This window comes from Streptomyces sp. NBC_00178, from assembly GCF_036206005.1.
Classification (GTDB): domain Bacteria; phylum Actinomycetota; class Actinomycetes; order Streptomycetales; family Streptomycetaceae; genus Streptomyces.
The window spans coordinates 6,412,739-6,430,984 of the sequence record NZ_CP108143.1 but is presented as its reverse complement, the minus strand read 5'-3'; the positions used below and the strand labels follow the sequence as shown (position 1 = coordinate 6,430,984).

18 protein-coding genes and 1 riboswitch are annotated in these 18,246 nt (G+C 71.9%); of the genes, 9 read left to right on the top strand and 9 right to left on the bottom strand.

Annotation, left to right across the window (positions count from 1 at the left end):
• Nucleotides 1-128: 128 nt before the first annotated feature.
• Nucleotides 129-569 (bottom strand): PPOX class F420-dependent oxidoreductase, encoded by a 441-nt coding sequence (locus tag OHT61_RS28110; RefSeq protein ID WP_329042053.1) that lies wholly within the window; start codon nucleotides 567-569, stop codon nucleotides 129-131.
• A gap of 155 nt (nucleotides 570-724) precedes the next feature.
• Here OHT61_RS28110 and OHT61_RS28105 point away from each other — a divergent pair, with 155 nt between their 5' ends.
• Both OHT61_RS28105 and OHT61_RS28100 read left to right on the top strand, forming a co-directional pair.
• A complete protein-coding gene (locus OHT61_RS28105; RefSeq protein ID WP_329042052.1) occupies nucleotides 725-1,924 on the top strand; it encodes a Glu/Leu/Phe/Val dehydrogenase dimerization domain-containing protein in 1,200 nt (399 codons plus the stop codon).
• Nucleotides 1,925-1,985: 61 nt separating this feature from the next.
• Nucleotides 1,986-2,597: a TetR/AcrR family transcriptional regulator gene (locus tag OHT61_RS28100; RefSeq protein ID WP_329042051.1), complete on the top strand. Its 612-nt coding sequence runs from the start codon at nucleotides 1,986-1,988 to the stop codon at nucleotides 2,595-2,597.
• Nucleotides 2,598-2,709: 112 nt separating this feature from the next.
• Here OHT61_RS28100 and OHT61_RS28095 read toward each other — a convergent pair whose 3' ends face one another.
• Both OHT61_RS28095 and OHT61_RS28090 read right to left on the bottom strand, forming a co-directional pair.
• A complete protein-coding gene (locus OHT61_RS28095; RefSeq protein WP_329042050.1) occupies nucleotides 2,710-3,711 on the bottom strand; it encodes a DUF6745 domain-containing protein in 1,002 nt (333 codons plus the stop codon).
• A 136-nt stretch (nucleotides 3,712-3,847) separates the two neighbouring features.
• Nucleotides 3,848-4,174, bottom strand: coding sequence for a hypothetical protein (locus OHT61_RS28090; RefSeq protein WP_327112286.1), 327 nt, complete (start codon nucleotides 4,172-4,174; stop codon nucleotides 3,848-3,850).
• A gap of 195 nt (nucleotides 4,175-4,369) precedes the next feature.
• On the opposite strand from OHT61_RS28090, the gene OHT61_RS28085 reads away from it, so the two are divergent.
• The 6 genes from OHT61_RS28085 to OHT61_RS28060 all read left to right on the top strand — a co-directional run bounded on the left by OHT61_RS28085 (nucleotide 4,370) and on the right by OHT61_RS28060 (nucleotide 10,627).
• Nucleotides 4,370-5,326, top strand: coding sequence for an STM4015 family protein (locus OHT61_RS28085; protein ID WP_329042048.1), 957 nt, complete (start codon nucleotides 4,370-4,372; stop codon nucleotides 5,324-5,326).
• Between the two features lie 9 nt (nucleotides 5,327-5,335).
• Entirely contained in the window at nucleotides 5,336-6,304 is a 969-nt protein-coding gene (locus OHT61_RS28080; protein WP_329042047.1) for an STM4015 family protein, read from the top strand.
• Entirely contained in the window at nucleotides 6,285-7,445 is a 1,161-nt protein-coding gene (locus tag OHT61_RS28075) for an STM4014 family protein (RefSeq protein WP_329042046.1), read from the top strand. The genes OHT61_RS28080 and OHT61_RS28075 overlap by 20 nt, the downstream gene beginning before the upstream one ends.
• 61 nt (nucleotides 7,446-7,506) lie before the next feature.
• On the top strand, nucleotides 7,507-8,319 hold the full coding sequence (locus OHT61_RS28070) for an STM4013/SEN3800 family hydrolase (RefSeq protein WP_329043408.1): 813 nt from the start codon (nucleotides 7,507-7,509) through the stop codon (nucleotides 8,317-8,319).
• Nucleotides 8,316-9,671: an STM4012 family radical SAM protein gene (locus tag OHT61_RS28065; protein ID WP_329042045.1), complete on the top strand. Its 1,356-nt coding sequence runs from the start codon at nucleotides 8,316-8,318 to the stop codon at nucleotides 9,669-9,671. Before OHT61_RS28070 ends, OHT61_RS28065 begins: the two co-directional genes overlap by 4 nt.
• 8 nt (nucleotides 9,672-9,679) lie before the next feature.
• Nucleotides 9,680-10,627: an STM4011 family radical SAM protein gene (locus OHT61_RS28060; RefSeq protein ID WP_329043407.1), complete on the top strand. Its 948-nt coding sequence runs from the start codon at nucleotides 9,680-9,682 to the stop codon at nucleotides 10,625-10,627.
• A 15-nt stretch (nucleotides 10,628-10,642) separates the two neighbouring features.
• Here OHT61_RS28060 and OHT61_RS28055 read toward each other — a convergent pair whose 3' ends face one another.
• Both OHT61_RS28055 and OHT61_RS28050 read right to left on the bottom strand, forming a co-directional pair.
• Nucleotides 10,643-11,470 (bottom strand): SGNH/GDSL hydrolase family protein, encoded by an 828-nt coding sequence (locus OHT61_RS28055; protein WP_329042044.1) that lies wholly within the window; start codon nucleotides 11,468-11,470, stop codon nucleotides 10,643-10,645.
• Between the two features lie 163 nt (nucleotides 11,471-11,633).
• Nucleotides 11,634-12,506 carry a M23 family metallopeptidase gene (locus OHT61_RS28050; RefSeq protein ID WP_329042043.1) on the bottom strand — a complete coding sequence of 291 codons (873 nt, stop codon included), beginning with the start codon at nucleotides 12,504-12,506 and terminating at the stop codon, nucleotides 11,634-11,636.
• A gap of 4 nt (nucleotides 12,507-12,510) precedes the next feature.
• A riboswitch (cyclic di-AMP (ydaO/yuaA leader) is annotated at nucleotides 12,511-12,670 on the bottom strand.
• Between the two features lie 411 nt (nucleotides 12,671-13,081).
• Between OHT61_RS28050 and OHT61_RS28045 the strand changes: the two genes are divergently transcribed.
• A complete protein-coding gene (locus OHT61_RS28045) occupies nucleotides 13,082-13,906 on the top strand; it encodes a tyrosine-protein phosphatase (RefSeq protein WP_329042041.1) in 825 nt (274 codons plus the stop codon).
• A gap of 61 nt (nucleotides 13,907-13,967) precedes the next feature.
• Here OHT61_RS28045 and OHT61_RS28040 read toward each other — a convergent pair whose 3' ends face one another.
• The 4 genes from OHT61_RS28040 to dxs form a co-directional block, all read right to left on the bottom strand.
• On the bottom strand, nucleotides 13,968-14,147 hold the full coding sequence (locus OHT61_RS28040; RefSeq protein ID WP_329042040.1) for a DUF6126 family protein: 180 nt from the start codon (nucleotides 14,145-14,147) through the stop codon (nucleotides 13,968-13,970).
• 86 nt (nucleotides 14,148-14,233) lie between these two features.
• Complete coding sequence (locus tag OHT61_RS28035) at nucleotides 14,234-14,848, bottom strand: helix-turn-helix domain-containing protein (RefSeq protein WP_329042039.1); 615 nt, start codon at nucleotides 14,846-14,848, stop codon at nucleotides 14,234-14,236.
• Between the two features lie 74 nt (nucleotides 14,849-14,922).
• Nucleotides 14,923-16,317: an aspartate aminotransferase family protein gene (locus OHT61_RS28030; RefSeq protein ID WP_329042038.1), complete on the bottom strand. Its 1,395-nt coding sequence runs from the start codon at nucleotides 16,315-16,317 to the stop codon at nucleotides 14,923-14,925.
• Complete coding sequence (gene dxs / locus OHT61_RS28025) at nucleotides 16,314-18,224, bottom strand: 1-deoxy-D-xylulose-5-phosphate synthase (protein ID WP_329042037.1); 1,911 nt, start codon at nucleotides 18,222-18,224, stop codon at nucleotides 16,314-16,316. Before dxs ends, OHT61_RS28030 begins: the two co-directional genes overlap by 4 nt.
• Between the last annotated feature and the right edge of the window lie 22 nt (nucleotides 18,225-18,246).

Below are 18,246 nucleotides of genomic sequence, written 5' to 3'. Positions count from 1 at the left end.
GGTGTCGTCTCATTATGGTCGGGAGGCGGAACAGAGCGAGGGGTCGACGGTGAACGGAGCATTCCGCAGGCCCGGCCGGGGAGCACCCCGTGGGCCCGTCCGGCGCCCCCTCCCCCGCGGTCGACGCCTCAGGCACGCGGCTGCCCGTACACGTGCTCGATCCGGAGGGTGAGGACGACCCTGCGGTCCTCGACCATCGCACGCCGGTACTCGTCCCAGTCGGGGTGCTCTCCCCGGATGTCCCTGTAGAGCCGCACCAGCTGTTCCACGGTCTCGTCGTGAGGGTCCTCGGCGGGCCGGGTCAGCTCGGCCGAGACGTCCGCCACGGTCCACGCCCACCGGTCCTGGCTGGTCACGTGATAGCTCGCCCGCGGGTCGCGGCGGAGGTTACGGGTTTTCGCCCGCCCCTCCGTGACGGACACCCTGATCACCCCGTCGGCCGGGTCGTACGCGTGGTTCACATTGGACAGCTGAGGCGTGCCGTCGCGTTTGATCGTGACCAGCACACCGCCGTCGTGCTCGCCGAGGAGCCGGAGCAGCGCCTCGCGCCCTGGTTCGAAGTCGCTCATGCCGACTCCAACGTGCGTACCGGCTCCAGGATTCCGCGAACGGGATGCCGACCCGTCGCAGTCGGCCGGTTCTCGCGCGTTGACAGGTGGCGCCCACCTCTCGATACTGACTCGCTGTTCAGTACATCTACGCCGAGCCGCCCCGGAGCCGCCCTGTGACGCCCCCCTCCACCGCCCCGCTGATCTCCCTGACCTGGACCGACCACGTCACCGGGACCGAGGGCTATCTGGTCGTGGACCGCCTGGTGCGCGGCGTGTCGAGCGGAGGGCTGCGCATGAGGCAGGGCTGCACCCTCGCGGAGGTGGCGGGCCTGGCCCGGGGCATGACCATGAAGGAGGCCCTGCACTTCGACGCCGACGACACCGGGGCGCGCTACATCCCGCTGGGCGGGGCCAAGGGCGGCATCGACTGCGATCCGCGCGCTCCCGAGGCCTACGGGATCCTCGTCCGCTTCCTGCGGGCCGTGCGTCCGTACGTCGAGAGCGTATGGACGACCGGCGAGGATCTCGGCCTCAGCCAGGACGTGGTGGACCGGGCGGCCTCGGAGGCGGGTCTCGTCTCCACCGTGCAGGCGGTCTTTCCGCTGCTCGACGACGAGGCGGCGGCCCGCCGCCGCCTGGCGGACGCCTTCGCGGTCACGGTGGACGGGATCGGACTGGACGAACTGGTCGGCGGGTGCGGTGTCGCGGAGTCCGCTCTCGTCGCACTCGACCGGGCCGGCGTGGCGTACCGCGATGCGCGTGCATCCCTCCAGGGGCTCGGCACGATGGGCGGAGCGACGGCGCGGTTCCTGTCCCGCGCCGGGCTCACGGTGGTCGCGGTCGCCGATGTGAAGGGCACCATCGCCAACCCGGCGGGGCTGGACGTCGAGTCCCTGCTCGCCGCACGGGACGCGTTCGGCACGGTGGACCGGGGGGCATTGCGCCCGGGGGACGAGGAACTGCCCGCCGACGCCTGGCTGGCGGCGGACGCCGAGGTGCTGGTTCCCGCCGCGGTGTCCTACGCCGTGGACGCCGTGAAGCAGGCATCGGTCAGGGCTCGTTGGATCGTGGAGGCGGCGAACATGCCCGTACTGCCCGACGCGGAGGCTCTGCTGGCCCGGCGCGGGATCACGGTTCTCCCGGACGTGGTCGTCAACTCCGGTACGAACGCCTGGTGGTGGTGGACCCTGTTCGGGGACATCGGAGCCGACGCCGACGAGGCGTTCACCCACACCCGCCGCGCCATGCGGTCCCTGATCGGCACGGTCCTGGAGCGCGCGGAGGCGGACGGGTGCACACCCCGGGCCGCGGCGCACGCGCTCGTTGCGGACCGGCTGCCGGTGATGGCGGAGAGGTTCGGCTGGTACGCCTAGATCCGCCCGACCGGGTGGCCCGGTGGTCCGGCCGGGCAGTCGGCTTGGCTAGGGTGACTCCGTGGCGAGAGTACGGCTGAGCGTGGCGGAGCGTCGGGAGGAGCTCCTGCGTGCTGCGGTCGAGCAGATCGAGGTACGGGGTGTGGCCGCGGTCCGGATCGCCGACGTGGCGTCCGTACTCGGGGTGAGCAACGCACTGGTGCTGTACCACTTCTCGACCAAGGAGAAGCTGGTGGCCGCCGCGTTCGCCTACGCCGCGGAGGCCGACCTGGCGCATCTGCGCAAGCTGCTGACCCGCCGCACCACCGCCGTACGGCGGCTGCGCGCCGCCGTACGCTGGTACGCGCCGACCGGCCAGGCCAAGGGGTGGCGGCTCTGGATCGAGGGCTGGGCCTCCTCCTTGCGGGATCCCGCGCTCCGGGAGGTCGCCGGCGATCTCGACCAGCAGTGGAAGGCGGAGCTGGCGGAGGTCATCGACGAGGGCGCCGCGGCGGGTGAGTTCCGGTGCGACGACCCCATGTCGGTGGCCTGGCGGCTGACCGCCCTGCTCGACGGCCTGGCGGTCCAGATGACGTCGTACGCGGGTCCCCTGTCCAGAGCGACCATGCTGCGGTGGACCGAGGAGGCGCTTGCCCGCGAACTCGGCATCGACCACGCGGCGCTGACCGCCTGACCGCGTGGCTGCCTGACCTCCTGGCTCTCTCCGGTCAGGAGGTACCGGCCGCCCGCAACCCCGGCGCCCGCGCGGGACCCCTCACGGATGTCGCGCCCCTGCCGCGATCCGGTCAGGTCTGCCGCGTCGGCGCGTAGGCGTCCCCGTCGAGCCCGAAGGTCCACGCCACACCCTCCTTCGCGGTCCGGGTCCTCGGGGGGACCCGGAGCCAGTAGGTACGGTGCGTTCCGTCCGGCTCCGGCGTGGAGTTGACCACTTCGACCATCGCGACGTCCTCGTCGCCCTCCATCGCTATGCACCACAGGATTCCGGTCTCGTCCTGGTGCACGGGCTGCGCACCCGATTCGGTGAGGTAGCGGTCGTATCCGTAGTACTCGAGCATCACGCGCCGCAGTTCCGCGTTCTCCTCGGCACGTATGCGTTCGGGTGTCAGCGTCCCCAGCGAATCGAGGAACTCGGCGGGCACGGGCATTCCGCGCCAGGCGTGGAGGGCGAAGCCGTCGGGATAGGCGAGGGCCGGCCCGTCGCCCCGGTCGAGCCGTCCCGCCTCGTCCCGGTGGAGCGCTTCGGGCCGCTCGCTGATCACCACCGCGTGCTCGTAGGGCCACCACCAGCCGGCGTTCCTGGCGACCTCGGCCAGCCCGGTCAGCCGGTCGCCCCGGCCTTCGAAGGCCGCGAGCCAGGCCGCGTCGTGCTGGCCCAGGACCGCGTCCAGCAGGACGAGGCGGACGTCCGACTCGTCCTCGGGCCGGGTGGCGAGCTCGGCGACGATCCCGGTCCGGATCCGGTCGGCCAGCGCGGCGGTGGTCTCCCACAACTGGGCGCCGGTGGCCGACCACAGCGCGGACCAGCCCGCGGGGCCCAGCTCGTCGTAGATCCTTCGGCGCTCCTGGGCCCATGGGCGGGTGCGCACCTCCTCGCGGACGGAGCGTCCGGCACCGACCAGCTTCTCCACCGCCTCCACCGCCGCCTTGGGCGAGTCCGCCCAGATGACGTGCTCGGGCTCGGCCAGTCCCGCACGGCGGTAGGCAAGCCGCACCCCGTCCTCGGCCGCACTCCGGTCGGCCCTGCCGGTCGCCGCCGCGACCGCCCGCCACGCGTTCACGTACTGCATCACTGTGCCCCGTCCCCTGTTCCCGCTCTGCCTGTCATGCCTGCTGTCACTCTTGTGCCCGTCCGATGTGCCCGCCCGGTGTGCCCGCCCGGCGACCGCTCCTCACGGCCTGCCGCCCGCGGCGCCACCGGCGCTGTCAGTCCGCGACGATCCGGACCGCGCCGGGTGCGTACTCGCGCTGCCGGACGACGCGGAACCAGCCCTTGGGCAGTGCTATCGCCGCGTGTTCCTCGTGCACCACGCGTCCGCCGTCGGGCAGGTGGAGCAGCATCGGGCCGAAGGGGCCCGCCTCCCGCATCAGCCTGCCGGGCCCCTGCACGGCGTGCGCGTGGCCGGTGACTTCGCCGAGCGCCAGGACCAGCCTCCCCCGGCCGTCCCGCAGTTCACCCGGCGCGTCGAGGAAGTGCGCGGGCACCTCCGACTCGTCCAGCGCCACCATCAGTACGTCGCCCTGCCGGTACACAGACGTCTCCCCTCCGCCCCGGCACCCCCTGTGCCGGTCACAGATGAAACGCTACGAGAGGGGTCTGACAATCCGTCGACGGACGCGGTCCGGCCGGGCCGAGCGGCGTCGGCGGGGCCCGGTCACGGAGTTGTCAGTGGCCCTTGATAAACCTTGCGGAACATCAGCCGTCCCCAGCAACAGGAGCTCAGTGCCATGTCCAACGCGGACCGTCTGCACGAGTTGCTCGGCCTCCAAGCCGTCGATTTCCAGCGCGAGACCGAGGAGTCGGCGCGTCCCGCGGCCGAGGCCGTGGCCTGGCGCATCAGCGTCGACCCGTTCGGCCCGGAGGGGGACGTGAGCTGGGAGGAGGAGTTCGACGCCTTCCTCGGCGCGGTCGACCCGTCCCGTGTCCGGGCTCTGATCATCGGGCAGTGGGGCGAGTCGTACGAGGAGGACTCGTCCTACCCGATCGGGCTCGTCGTCGCCGCGGCCGGCCGGCTGACCTCGCTCACGGCGGTCTTCGTCGGAGACCTGGTGATGGAGGAGGCGGAGATCTCCTGGATCGAGCAGTCCGACGTCACCGCCCTCCTCACGGCCTTCCCGGCCCTGACCCATCTCGGTGTCCGCGGCGGCACGGGCCTGGTCTTCCCGCCCGTCGAGCACACGTCCCTGCGTGAGCTCACCATCGAGAGCGGAGGTCTTCCGGCCGTGGCGCTGCGCGGTCTGCTGGACAGCGAACTGCCCGCGCTGGAGAGCCTGGACCTCTGGCTGGGTGTGTCCGCGTACGGCGGCGACGCCGTCGTCCCGGACCTGGCGCCACTGCTCACGGGCACCCGCTTCCCCCGGCTCCGGCACCTCGGTCTGCGCAACAGCGAGCTGCAGAACGAGATCGCGGCCGCGATCGGTTCGGCCCCGCTCGTCGCCAGGCTCCGCACGCTCGACCTGTCGAACGGCACGCTGGGCGACGAGGGCGCGGCCGCGCTGCTGGAGGGCCAGCCGCTCATCCATCTCGAAGCACTCGACCTGCACCACCACTTCCTGAGCGAGCCGATGGAACGTCGGCTGACCGAGGCGCTCGCCCCGCACGGCGTCGCCGTCGACCTGTCCGAGCGCTGCGAACCCTGGGACGACCGCGGGGCCGCCGGACGCTATACCGCGGTCGCGGAGTAGGGGCCCCCGATGACCGACATCGTTCACCCGGACGTCTTCCACGGCCTGCCCGTCCTCACCCTGCCCGCCACCGACGCCGCGGAAGCCGCGACACCGCCCGCACCCGGATCGGTGGCGTGGCGGCTGGAGTGCGCCTGGGGCGGGGAGACGTTCACCGAGCACTGGCGGCGCTTCCTCGATGAGGTCGATCCGGCCGGGGTGAGGGCACTGCTGATCGGGCCCTGGTGGGAGGACGAGTACTCGTCCTTCCGGCCGGTGGTCGAGGCGATCGCCGCGGACGCACACCGATTCCCGGCCCTGCGCGCTCTGTTCCTCGCCGATGTGGAGAGCGAGGAGTGCGAGCTGTCCTGGCTGCAGATGTGCGACATCACCCCGGTACTCGAAGCCCTCCCGCTGCTGGAGGAACTGACGGTGCGAGGCTGTGGGGAGTCCGTCTCGGACGGGGAGAACCTCCGGCTGCGCCCTGTCCGGCACGCGGCACTGAAGTCGCTCCGGTTCGAGTCCGGCGGCCTGCCCGGACACGTCGTCCGCGCGGTCGGCGCGTCCGGACTGCCGTCGCTGGAACACCTGGAGTTCTGGTTCGGCTCCGAGTGGTACGGCGGTGACGCGTCCGTCGCCGACCTGGCCCCCGTGCTGTCCGGCGCCGCGTATCCCGCACTGCGCCATCTCGGTCTGCAGAACAGCGAGATCCAGGACGAGATAGCCGTCGCGGTCGCCTCGGCGCCGGTCGTCGCGCGGCTCGACTCCCTGTCCCTCGCGATGGGCACCCTCAGCGATGCGGGTGCCGAGGCCCTGCTGGGCGGGCAGCCGCTCACCCATCTCTCGGCCCTCGATCTGCACCACCACTACCTCAGCGCCCCGTACGTCGCCCGTATCGAGGACCTGTGCGCCCGGGCGGGCATACGGGTCGATCTCGAAGGGGCCGAGGACTGGGACGACGAGGACGACGAGTCGCGCTATGTCGCAGTCAGCGAGTAGCGCGCCCCCGCGCCTCGCGGTGGTCGGCATCCCCGGCAACCGCAGGGTCGGCCTCTTCCAGGACGCCGTGCGCGCGGCCGGGCTCCCGGCGGCGCGCACGGTCTCCTGGGCCGATGTCCTGCGGGGCGACGTGCTCCGGGGCGATGCCGGCTTCCTGCCAGGGGAGACCGTGCGCGTCGACTCCCCGGGGGAGGACGCGGAGGTGGACAGGCTCCTGCGCGGGACCGACGATCCGACGAGAGTGGAGGGTTCGGCCCGCTGGTACGCCCGTTTCACCGCGGCCGTGCGGGACGTCGCGCGGGCCGCAGGCGCCGCGGGGGCGGAGATGCTGGACGCTCCGCAGGACATCGCGGTGCTGTTCGACAAGCGGATCTGCCACGGTGTCCTGGATGCCGCGGGGGTGCCCGTACCGGACTCCCCCACATCGGGGCCAGGAGCCGGGCCGGTGCGTGGCTGGGCGGACGTGCGTGCGCTGATGTCCGATCACCGGATGCCCCGGGTGTTCGTGAAGCCGGCTCACGGTTCGTCGGCCTCCGGGGTGGTCGCCCTGGAGACGGCCGGTCCGGGGAGGGTCCGCGCGGCCACCTCGGTGGAGCGGGACGCCGCCGGCCGGCTGTTCAACTCGCTGCGGGTGCGCAGGTGCACGACGGAGGGCGAGGTGGCCGCGCTCATAGACGCCCTGGCGCCCGACGGATTGCACATCGAGCGCTGGCTGCCCAAGGCGTCCCAGCGGGGCCGGGTCGCCGACCTCCGGGTCGTGGTGGTCGCGGGCCGGGCGACGCACGCGGTCGTGCGTACCAGCCGGCACCCCATGACCAACCTGCATCTGGGAGGGGCGCGAGGCGACCTCGGCCAGGTCCGGACCTCGGTGGAGGCGGCGGGCGGCAGCTGGGGCGCCGCCCTGGCGGTCTGCGAGCGGGCCGCCGCCTGCTTCCCCGGCACGCTCTGCGTGGGGGTCGACCTGCTGCCTGCCACCGGCTGGCGGCGCTTCACCGTAGGCGAGGTCAACGCCTTCGGGGACCTCCTGCCCCGTCTGACCGGGCTTCCCGGCAGCGGGGCGGAGGGCCTGGACACCTATGGCGCGCAGATCGCCGCCGTACTGCACCGAACAAGGAACGACCGTGCCACCCACGCACCCTGACCACACGTCCACCGGCACGGAGAACCCGGCCCCGGACTCACCCCCGATCCCGAACCCGGACATGAACGCGGTCGTGGGGAGTCATGACCTGCTGATGGTCACCCTGGACACGCTGCGGTTCGACGTGGCCCAGGATCTGGCCGCGGCCGGGCGCACACCGAATCTCGCCCGGCATCTGCCCGGTGGTGCCTGGGAGAAGAGGCACGCGCCCGGCAGCTTCACGTACGCCTCCCACCAGGCGATCTTCGCGGGTTTCCTGCCGACGCCCGCCTCGCCGGGCCCCCACCCGCGTCTGTTCGCCGCGCGCTTCGCCGGCAGCGAGTCGACCGCGGACGGCACCTTCGTGCACGAGACGCCCGACATCCTCTCGGGCCTGGCCGCGGTCGGCTACCGCACGGTCTGCGTGGGTGGCGTCGGCTTCTTCAACCGGCGTCCCCCGCTGGGCTCCGTACTGCCCGGCCTGTTCCAGGAGAGTCACTGGGAGCCGGAGTTCGGCGTCGCCTCACCGACGTCCTTCGAGGCGCAGGTCACCCGAGCGGAGCAGGTCGTCGCCGGACTCCCCGCGGACCAGCGGCTCTTCCTGTTCGTGAACGTGGCGGCGCTGCACCAGCCCAACTGGTTCCACCTGCCGGGGGCCACGGCCGCGTCCGGCGACTCGAAGGCCACCCACGCCGCCGCCCTGGAGTACGTGGACCGGCACATCGGCCGGCTCTTCGACGCGGTGAGCAGCCGCCGCAGGTGCTTCGCGATCGTCTGCTCGGATCACGGCACCGCGTACGGGGACGACGGCTACACCGGTCACCGGCTCGGGCACGAAGCCGTGTGGACCGTGCCCTACGCCCATTTCTTCCTCGACCAGGGGGCAGCACGATGACCGTCACCACCACGAGCCCCTACGTGAGCTACGTGTACGCCTATCCCCACAAGACCGCCTACCGGCCGCTCGGCTCCCACCCCGCCGGGCGCCCGCTCCTGAGCGGGCTGTGGGCCGGGGAGAGCAAGGACGCGCTCTCGCTCTACGCGCACATACCCTTCTGCGAGGTCCGCTGCGGCTTCTGCAACCTCTTCACGAGGGTCGGCGCCCCCGACGAGCTGACGACCCGGTACCTCGACGCACTCGACCGGCAAGCCGTGGCGGTCCGTGACGCGCTGGGCGACGGCGCACCGGTGCGTTTCGCGGCGGCGGCGTTCGGCGGCGGCACTCCCACCTACCTCGACGCCGGGGAGCTGGACCGTCTCTGCGACATCGCGGAGAAGCGGATGGGCGCCGATCTCCGTTCCGTGCCCCTGTCGGTGGAGACCTCGCCGTCGACCGCGACCGCGGACCGGCTGTCCGTCCTGGCCGGCCGTGGAGCCACCCGGATCAGCATCGGCGTACAGAGTTTCGTGGACGCCGAGGCGCGCGCGGCGGTGCGCCCTCAGCGCCGGTCCGAGGTGGAGGCCGCCCTCGGGCGCATCCGGGAGGCGGGCGTCCCGGTGCTCAACATCGACCTGATCTACGGCATGGACGGTCAGACGGAGGCGAGCTGGCGCACCTCGCTGGACGCCGCTCTGGCATGGCGGCCGGAGGAGCTGTACCTCTACCCGCTGTACGTGCGCCCGCTGACGGGCCTCGGGCGCCGTGGCGGAGGAGCGGAGTCCGGTCCGGACGCCGCCTGGGACGAACAGCGGCTCCGGCTGTACCGCTCGGGCCGGGACCACCTCCTGGCGCACGGCTACGAGCAGGTGTCGATGCGGATGTTCCGCCGCGCGGACGCCGCCCCGACAGGCCCGGAGGACTACGCCTGCCAGACCGACGGCATGATCGGTCTCGGCTGCGGGGCCCGGTCGTACACGTCCTCCCTGCACTACTCCTTCGACTACGCCGTGGAGATGCGGGAGATCAGGGGCATCATCGACGCCTTCACCGGCACCGCGGACTTCTCCCGGGCGGAGGTCGGCCGCTACGTCGACGAGGGCGAGGCGCGCAGGCGGCATCTGCTGCAGTCGCTGCTCCAGGCCCGGGGCATGCGGACCGCCGAGTACCGCGACCGTTTCGGTGCCGATCCGTACGCCGACTTCCGTGCCGAACTGGATCTCTTCGCCGGGCGGGGCTGGCTCGACGCCACCACGGGCCCCGGCCTGCTGCGTCTCTCCCCCGAAGGGCTGGCCCACTCCGACGCGCTCGGGCCGGAGCTGTTCTCCCCGGAGGTACGGGCCGCGATGGCCGCGTACGAGGCGAAGTGAGCGGGCCGGTGGGCAAGGACCTGACCATCCTGTACCGGGGTCCGCTGGCCTCGTGCGACTACGACTGCCCCTACTGCCCGTTCGCGAAGCGCCGGGACAGCGGCGAGCGACTGCGCGCGGACCGGGCGGCCCTGGAGCGGTTCACCGCCTGGGCCGCCGAGCAGTCGGGCGACCGGCTGTCGGTGCTGTTCACCCCGTGGGGCGAGGCGCTGGTCCGTTCCTGGTACCGGCGGGCGCTGGTCGAGCTGTCCCGTCTGCCGCACATCGCGAGGGTCGCCGTCCAGACCAATCTCAGCGGCCGTACCGCGTGGCTGGCGGAGGCGGAACGGGACAAGGTCGCCCTGTGGTGCACCTACCACCCGGGCCAGACGCCGTACGAGCGGTTTCTCGGCCGGTGCCGGGAGCTCACGGCTCTCGGCGTGCGCCACAGCGTCGGAATCGTCGGTCTGCGCGAGCACCTGGCCGAGGCCCGGCGGCTTCGCGCCGCGCTGCCGTCCGAGGTCTACCTCTGGGTCAACGCCGCCGAGGGGCACACCTATACGGACGAGGAGGCGGCCGACTGGACGGCCCTGGACCCGCTGTTCCCCTACAGCAGGCATCCCCACCGCTCGGCCGGTCTGCCCTGCCGGACCGGTGAGTCCGTCGTCTCGGTGGACGGTGACGGGACGGTGAGGCGCTGCCACTTCGTCCGTGACGAGCTCGGCAACCTCTACGACGGCAGCTACCGGGACGCCCTCGGTCCGCGCGGCTGCCCACGCGACGTGTGCGACTGCCACATCGGCTACGTGCACCTGGAGACGCTGCCGCTGTACGACGTCTTCGCGGGCGGTGTGCTGGAGCGGATACCCGCCCGTCCGGTGCGGATGCCGGCGCCGGCCGGGCCCGTGTCCGCACCGGCCGGGCCCGTGTCCGCGGGACCGGCCCGGCCGCTCCTGCCGTTCGTCAGCAGTCGCTGAGAAGCCGACGGGCTGTCACAGCGGCAGCAGGTCGGGGCGTTTGGCCTCCACGTGGTCACCGGAGGACTCACCGCGCAGGCGCCGGCCGATCCACGGGACGAGGTACTCCCGCGCCCAGTTGATGTTGTCGCGACGCACTTCCAGGGTGCCGCGCTGCGCCTGCGGGGGCCACGCCTGATCGGGGTCGGCCGGCACGTCGAGTCCGAGGACCTGGGCGGCGCGGAGCGCGACCCGGGTGTGCCCCTCGGGCGAGAGGTGCAGCCGGTCGTTGTCCCAGGCCCTGCGGTCCTGCACGGACCGCAGGGACCACAGGTCCAGGACCGGGCAGTCGTACCGGTCGGCGATGGACCGGACGTGTGCGGTGTAGGTGGCGATCTTGCCCCGCAGGTGCCGGAGCACCGGGATACCGCGGGTGTCGAAGCCGGTGGTCACCATGACGGTGCCGACCGCCTGGGTGAGGTCGGCCACCGCGCGCTCGAAGCGCTCGGCGACGTCGTCCGGGTCCGAGCCCGGGCGGAGGATGTCGTTGCCGCCCGCGCAGAAGCTGACCAGATCGGGGGCCAGTTGCTTGGCGCGGGGCACCTGTTCCTCGACTATCTGGTCGAGGAGTCGTCCGCGTACGGCGAGATTGGCGTACCGGAAGATTCCGTGCGGGTCGTCCACCGGGCCGGCCATCGCGTCGGGGACCGGGAGCTGGTCCGCGAGGAGAACGGCGAAACGGTCCGCCCAGCCGACGAGCCTTCCGTCCGGACCGGGGTCCCCGACGCCCTCCGTGAAACTGTCGCCGATCGCCGCGTACGACCCGATGATGCCTCGTCGTCTGTTTCTCGAATCGTCTGCCACAAGGGATTATCCTGCACCCTCGAATGTGACCTACGCGACCGTAATAAGGGGTTGACGGGTGGTGACAAAGACCACCCGGTCAGGTTTTGGTAAAGCCGGAATAAGCCGAGGGGCGATGCGCCGTCGCGCATCACCCCTCGGCCGGACCCCTGGGTCATGTCCCTCAGATGGTGACGCCGTGCGAACGCAGGTAGGCGATCGGGTCGACGTCGGAGCCGTAGCTCGGGCCGGTGCGGACCTCGAAGTGGAGGTGCGGGCCGGTCGAGTTGCCGGTGGTTCCGGACAGGCCGATCTGCTGGCCGCCGGTGACGGTCTGTCCGGCCGAGACCTCCAGCGAGGACAGGTGCGCGTACTGGGAGTACATGCCGTCGCTGTGCTGGATGACGACCTCGTTGCCGTACGCACCGCTCCACCCGGCGGAGACGACGGTGCCGGGTCCGATGGAGCGGACGCTGGTGCCCGAGGCGGCCTGGAAGTCGGAGCCCGTGTGGTAGCCGCTGGACCAGCTGGCGCCGGCCACGTGGTACTGGGTGGTGACGGTGGGGTGCTCGACCGGAGCCGCCCAGCCGGAGGCGGTGGCCTCCGACGCGGCGGTGGTCTTCTCGGCCGGAGCGGCCTTTGCGGCCTTCCCGGCGGCGGGCGCGGCCTTCGCGGCCGGCTTCGCGGCGCCGGACGCCTTGGCGCCGAGGGTCAGCTTCATACCCGGGACGATCAGGCTCGGGTTGCCGCCGATGACGTCGCGGTTGTCCTTGTACAGCTTCTGCCAGCCGCCCTTGACCTTCTTGGCGGTGGCGATCTTCGCGAGGGAGTCGCCGGAGACCACGGTGTAGGTCTTCGGGGCGTCCTTCGCGACGGCGGCGGGCGCGCTCCGGGTGACGGCGGCGGACTTCACCGCGGGGGACGCCGGCTCGGCCGCGTGGGCGCCGGTGGCGCCGATCAGCGGGAGGGCGAGTACGGCGCCGCCGGCCCCTGCGGCAAGGATGCCTCGGGAGAGCGGACCGGACTTCTTACGACGGTGCTTGCCGTGTGCGGGCATGGGGAATTCCTCTCCGGCGCCTGCGAGGTGAGCTGTCGGGTTCGGGCTGGAGATGCCCGGCCGCGTGGTGACGCGTCTTGACCCCGAGCCGTTCCGGATCGCTCCGGCCGGCGACTTACCTGGTTCCCCCGCTCCTGCCACGCGTGAGTCGGTGCGGATTCCGGGCGGCGGCAGGATTCGGCGTTCCGTCCGGATTGAGCGTGACCGTAGGCGAGCGAGGACTCGGGTAACAAGCCTCGGATTCCCGGCCGGAATCCCCGATTCAATTCCGTTATGGAATTCCCGTCACACTCCGTGGATTACGGATCTTGGTTTTCCGTGAGGCGTCCGGAATACCCACGGGCACCTTCACCACACACCGTCACGGATATGATCCCGCTCACCCGCCTCCCCCCATGTCCCGCACAATCAGGGCATGTTCTGGTAAATGCACCAATACGGACATCGCGCTGCCCGCTCCTCCGCACAGGGCGATACGGCGGGGACGCGACGCGTGCGCGATGCAGCCATGTCGTATCGTCGCGAGCGTGTCCCGTCGGCGAGCGGCGCCGGCGCCAGACCCTCCAGGAGCCCTTGTGACGCAGCTGCCAGAGGTCCCCCCGGCCGGCCCCGAGCCGACGGACGTGGACCTGACCGGTGTCCGCAACTTCCGCGACGTCGGCGGGCTCCCGACGAGCGACGGCCGCACCGTCCGCTTCGGGCGCCTCTTCCGCAGCGGCCACCTGGCCCACGCGACCGCGTCCGACACCGCATTCCTCGCCGGGCTGGGCCTGCACACGATCTTCGACTTCCGCAACGCCGCCGACCACAAGCTCGACGGACACGACGTGGAACTGCCCGGCGTCCGGAACGTCAGCATCCCGCTCTCCGACCCGGCCGACGGCGCGGAGTTCTGGCGGCTGGTGCGCGACGGGAACATCCAGCAGCTGCGCTCGATCCTGGCCGACGGCAAGGGCACCGAACGCATGGTCCTGTCCTACCGCTCGATCATCACGGACCGGACGGCCGAGCACAGCCGGGTCCTGCACGCGCTGGCCGAGGACAGCGTCCCCGCACTCATGCACTGCGCCGCGGGCAAGGACCGGGCGGGCCTGTCGGTCGCGGTCTCGCTGCTCGCGGTCGGCGTCGAGAAGGAGGCCATCGAGGCCGACTACCTCAAGTCCAACGACGCCCACCGCCGCTACAAGGTGCACCGCAGCGACACGTCTCCGGTGGGCATGTCGGAGGAGGTCATGGAGCTGCTCAATCCGCTCTTCGGCGCCCACCGCGAATATCTCGACGCGGCGTTCGCCACGATCGAGGAGACCTGGGGCAGCACCGACCGCTACCTCCTCGAAGGGCTGAAGATCAGCCACGAGACGCGCGAGAAGCTGCGTGGGCGCCTCGTCGAGGGCGCCTGACGGCGACGGGACGGGCCCTGCCCGGCCGTGGTGGGAGACGGGCAGGGCCGGCAGTCGGCTCTCAGCCCTTGCCCGCCACGGTGAAGAGCAGGAAGAGGAAGGCCGCGACGACGTGTCCTGCCACCAGGTAGGCGATGAGCCGGATGACGACCCCTCGGGGCATCCGCCGCTCCTGTGTGTCCCCGTCGTCCCCCGGCCGGGGGCGCGGGGTGAGCGGGTCGTAGTACTCGGAATCGGACATGTCAGCCCTTCCTTGCGGCCCCTGGGAGACCGGAGCGACGGCACTGCGGCCTCCATGAGCGGCCGAAGCGGGAACGATACGTGGGATCAGAGCCGGACCGCGGGGCCGAGGCACAGCTCGGCGGCCGGGCTCTGGAGCAGTGTGTGGACGAACAGCAGGCTCGCCCCGCCGCGGCCGAGCGCCGCGATCCGGTGCGGGGTGAGGGAGTCGAAGTGGGCGCTGTCGCCCACGCCGAGGTCGTGCACGGTTTCCCCGAGCACGACCCGCAGCCGCCCGTCGAGGACGTACAGCCACTCCTCGCCGGGGTGGACGCGCACGAGTTCGCTCTCGGTGCCGTGGGGGACGTGGACGCGCAGCGCCTGCATGGCGCGTCCCGAGCCGCCGGCCTGCCGGTAGAGCCAGCCGCCGGACCCGTCGCCGAGTGCGTCGTCGATCGGTCCGCCACGGACGATCGCGTCACGTTCCGGCGGCATCTCACCCAGGAGCTCGGAGACGGTCGTACCGTAGATCCGGGCGAGACCGAGCAGCATCGGCAGCGAGGGCTGGCGGCGCCCGGTCTCGAGCCGGGAGAGGTGGGCCGGGGAGAGTCCCGCCCGCGCGGCGGCGCTCTCCAGGGTGAGACCGCGGTCGCGGCGCAGCTCGCGCAGGCGTGGGGCGACGCCCGGAAGGTCGTCGGCCACCCCTCCGTCAGGAGGATTCATGCCCCCATTGGGCCAGGAACTTTCCCCTGAGGCAACTTTATTGCCTCAGGGGCAAAAGACGGGCGGAGCCGGGTTCAGCGATTGACGGCGGCCTGTTTCACCAGTGTCCGGCCGAAGTCCCACATCAGCCCGTTGCCGCTGTGCGCGTCGTCCATGACCGCGGTGAAGGCGGTCACGAAGCGCTCCACCTCCGGCTCCCCGATGACCAGGGGCGGAATCAGCTTGATCACCTCCAGGTGGTCGCCGGAGACCTGGGTGAGGATGCGGTGCTTGCGCAGCAGCGGCACCACCACCATCTGCGCGAACAGTCCCTTGCGGGCCGCCTGCAGCATCGTCCAGCGGCTGCGCAGCCGGAGGGACGACGGCCGGCCGAACTCGATCCCGATCATCAGCCCCCGCCCCCGTACCTCGTGCAGCAGCTCGTAGCGCCCGACCAGGGCCGCGAGCCGGTCGCGCAGCAGGTCGCCGGTGCGGCGGGCGTTCGCGACGGTCTCCTCCTGCTCCATCACGGAGAGGACGGCGAGCCCGGCGGCCATGGCCTGGGCGTTGGATCCGAAACTCGCGGAGTGGACGAGGACCCGGTCCATGGAGGAGTAGACGCGCTTGAAGATCCAGTCCCTCCCGAGCGTCGCACCCACGGGGACGTATCCGCCGGAGAGCGCCTTCGCGACGCAGAGGAGGTCGGGCTCGACCCCCTCATCGTGCTGGTAGGCGTAGAAGTCCCCGGTCCTGCCGAGTCCCGTCTGCACCTCGTCGACGATGAGCAGGGCCTTGTGCCGGCGGAGCAGTTCCTGCGCCTCCCGGAGGAAACCGGGAGGCGCGGCGTGCACGCCCTTGCCCTGGATCGGCTCCACGATGAGCCCGGCCACGTCCCCGCGCTTCAGCTCGCGGCGCAGTGCGTCGAGGTCGCCCAGTGCGATGGCCGTGTCCGGCAGCAGGGGTGCGAAGCCGTCCTTGAACCCCTTCTCGCCGTTCACCGAGAGCGACCCCGTCGTCAGCCCGTGGAAGGCGTGGGTGCAGTAGAGGATCCGCGGCTTGCCGGTGGCGTACCGGGCGAACTTCAGCGCGGTCTCGACCGCCTCGGTCCCGCTGTTGCCGAAGAACACACGGTCCAGGTGCGGGCTGTGCACCAGCAGTCTCTCGGCCAGGAGTCCGGGCAGCGGCTGGCAGTCGAAGCGGGTGAGGTCGGCGAGCGAGGCGTCCAGGACGTCGTGCAGGGCCCTGCGTACGACGGGGTGGTGGCGGCCCAGGCCCATGACCCCGAACCCGGCGAGCATGTCCAGGTAGTCGTTGCCCTCGGCGTCCCAGAAGTACGCGCCCTCGGCCCGCTCGTAGACCTTGTCGAAGCCGATGGTGCGCAGCATCCGCGGCAGCTGGTGGTTGAGGTGGCGGGTGTGCAGCTCGTAGCGTTCGGCTCCTCGTTCGGCGAGCAGCCGCGCCAGGTCGAAGCCCGGCCGTTCGTCCGTCATGCCCGGGGCTCCTTCGGCGTGTCCCGCTCCTCCACCGCGCCGCGGCGCTCCAGTACCGCGGCGATGCGTCCCGCGATCTCCACCGGGGTGAGCCCGATGTCCGCCAGCACCTCCTCGCGCCCCGCGTGGGGGAGGAACTGCTCGGGGATCCCGAACGTCCGCAGCGGTACGTCGACGGCGGCGTCCCGGAGCGCCTGCCCGACCGCCCAGCCGACGCCCCCCGAGCGGCTGTTGTCCTCGGCCACCGCCACGACCGCGTGCCGCGCGGCGAGGGCGGGCAGCTGTGCGTCGACGGGCTTGACCCAGCGGGGGTCGACCACGGTGCAGCGGACTCCCGCCCCGGCAAGCAGGTCGGCCGCCTCCAGGCAGACGGGGGCGAGCGCTCCGACGGCCACGAGCAGGACCTGGGCCTCCGGGTCCTGGCGCAGGACGTCCATCCCGCCGATCCGCCCGACAGACGGGACGGACTCCCCCACCGCCGCCTTGGGGAACCGGATCACGGTGGGTGCGTCGTCGACCTCCACGGCCTCGCGGAGCTGCTCGCGCAGCCGGTCGGCGTCACGCGGCGCGGCGATGCGCAGGCCGGGGACGACCTGGAGTACGGACATGTCCCACATGCCGTTGTGGGAGGGCCCGTCGACGCCGGTGACACCGGCCCTGTCCAGCACGAAGGTCACGCCGCACCGGTGCAGGGCGACATCCATCAGGAGCTGGTCGAAGGCCCGGTTGAGGAAGGTGGCGTACACGGCGACGACCGGGTGGAGCCCGCCGGTGGCCAGACCCGCGGCCGAGACGGCGGCGTGCTGCTCGGCGATCCCGACGTCCCAGATCCGGTCGGGGAACTCCTCGGCGAACCTGGTCAGTCCCACGGGGTGCAGCATCGCCGCGGTGATCGCGACGACGTCCGGGCGGACGGCGCCGATCTCCGCGATCTCGTCGCCGAAGACCGAGGTCCAGGAGGGGGCCGCCGGTACGACGAGCGGCGCGCAGGTCAGGGGGTCCATCCGGCCGACGGTGTGGAAGCGGTCGGCGTCGTCGGCCAGGGCGGGCGGATAGCCCCTGCCCTTCTCGGTGATGCAGTGCACGAGCACGGGCCCCTTGAAGCGCTTGGCCCGGTGCAGGGCCGCCTCGACCGCTGCGGTGTCGTGTCCGTCGACGGGGCCGACGTACTTGAGACCGAGGTCCTCGAACATGCCCTGGGGTGCGAAGGTGTCCTTGAAACCCTTCTTGGCGCCGTGCAGGGATCCGTACAGCGGCTGCCCGATGACGGGCGTCTGCTGGAGCACGCCCTTGCCCCAGGACAGGAAGCGCTCGTAGCCGTCGGTGGTGCGCAGGGTCGCGAGGTGGCCGGCGAGTCCGCCGATGGTCGGGGCGTAGGACCGTTCGTTGTCGTTCACCACGACGATGAGCGGGCGGTCGCCCGCCGCGGCGATGTTGTTGAGCGCCTCCCACGCCATGCCGCCGGTGAGGGCCCCGTCCCCGATGACCGCGACGACGTGCTGCGGGCGTCCGAGCACCTCGTTGGCCTTGGCGAGGCCGTCGGCCCAGCCGAGCACGGTCGACGCGTGGGAGTTCTCGATGACGTCGTGCTCGGACTCCTCGCGGGAGGGGTAGCCGGAGAGGCCGCCCTTGCTCCGCAGTTTGGAGAAGTCCTGTCGCCCGGTCAGCAGCTTGTGCACGTAGCTCTGGTGCCCCGTGTCCCACAGGATGCGGTCCCCGGGCGAGTCGAAGACCCGGTGCAGGGCGACGGTCAGCTCGACCACTCCGAGATTGGAGCCGAGGTGACCGCCCGTCCGCGCCACCGCGCGGACGAGGAACGCTCTGATCTCCTCTGCGAGTTCACCGAGTTCCGGCAGGCTCAGCGCCTTCAGGTCCTGCGGCCCCTTGATGGATTCCAGCGTCGTCATAACCGGGCCCCCTCTCTTCGGT

Coding starts and splice junctions, on each gene's coding strand:
- OHT61_RS28070 (WP_329043408.1), top strand. CDS start 7,507: ATGAACGCGGTCGTGGGGAGTCATGACCTGCTGATGGTCACCCTGGAC.
- OHT61_RS28030 (WP_329042038.1), bottom strand. CDS start 16,317: ATGACGGACGAACGGCCGGGCTTCGACCTGGCGCGGCTGCTCGCCGAA.
- OHT61_RS28110 (WP_329042053.1), bottom strand. CDS start 569: ATGAGCGACTTCGAACCAGGGCGCGAGGCGCTGCTCCGGCTCCTCGGC.
- OHT61_RS28095 (WP_329042050.1), bottom strand. CDS start 3,711: ATGCAGTACGTGAACGCGTGGCGGGCGGTCGCGGCGGCGACCGGCAGG.
- OHT61_RS28050 (WP_329042043.1), bottom strand. CDS start 12,506: ATGCCCGCACACGGCAAGCACCGTCGTAAGAAGTCCGGTCCGCTCTCC.
- OHT61_RS28065 (WP_329042045.1), top strand. CDS start 8,316: ATGACCGTCACCACCACGAGCCCCTACGTGAGCTACGTGTACGCCTAT.
- OHT61_RS28075 (WP_329042046.1), top strand. CDS start 6,285: ATGTCGCAGTCAGCGAGTAGCGCGCCCCCGCGCCTCGCGGTGGTCGGC.
- OHT61_RS28040 (WP_329042040.1), bottom strand. CDS start 14,147: ATGTCCGATTCCGAGTACTACGACCCGCTCACCCCGCGCCCCCGGCCG.
- OHT61_RS28085 (WP_329042048.1), top strand. CDS start 4,370: ATGTCCAACGCGGACCGTCTGCACGAGTTGCTCGGCCTCCAAGCCGTC.
- dxs (WP_329042037.1), bottom strand. CDS start 18,224: ATGACGACGCTGGAATCCATCAAGGGGCCGCAGGACCTGAAGGCGCTG.
- OHT61_RS28080 (WP_329042047.1), top strand. CDS start 5,336: ATGACCGACATCGTTCACCCGGACGTCTTCCACGGCCTGCCCGTCCTC.
- OHT61_RS28035 (WP_329042039.1), bottom strand. CDS start 14,848: ATGAATCCTCCTGACGGAGGGGTGGCCGACGACCTTCCGGGCGTCGCC.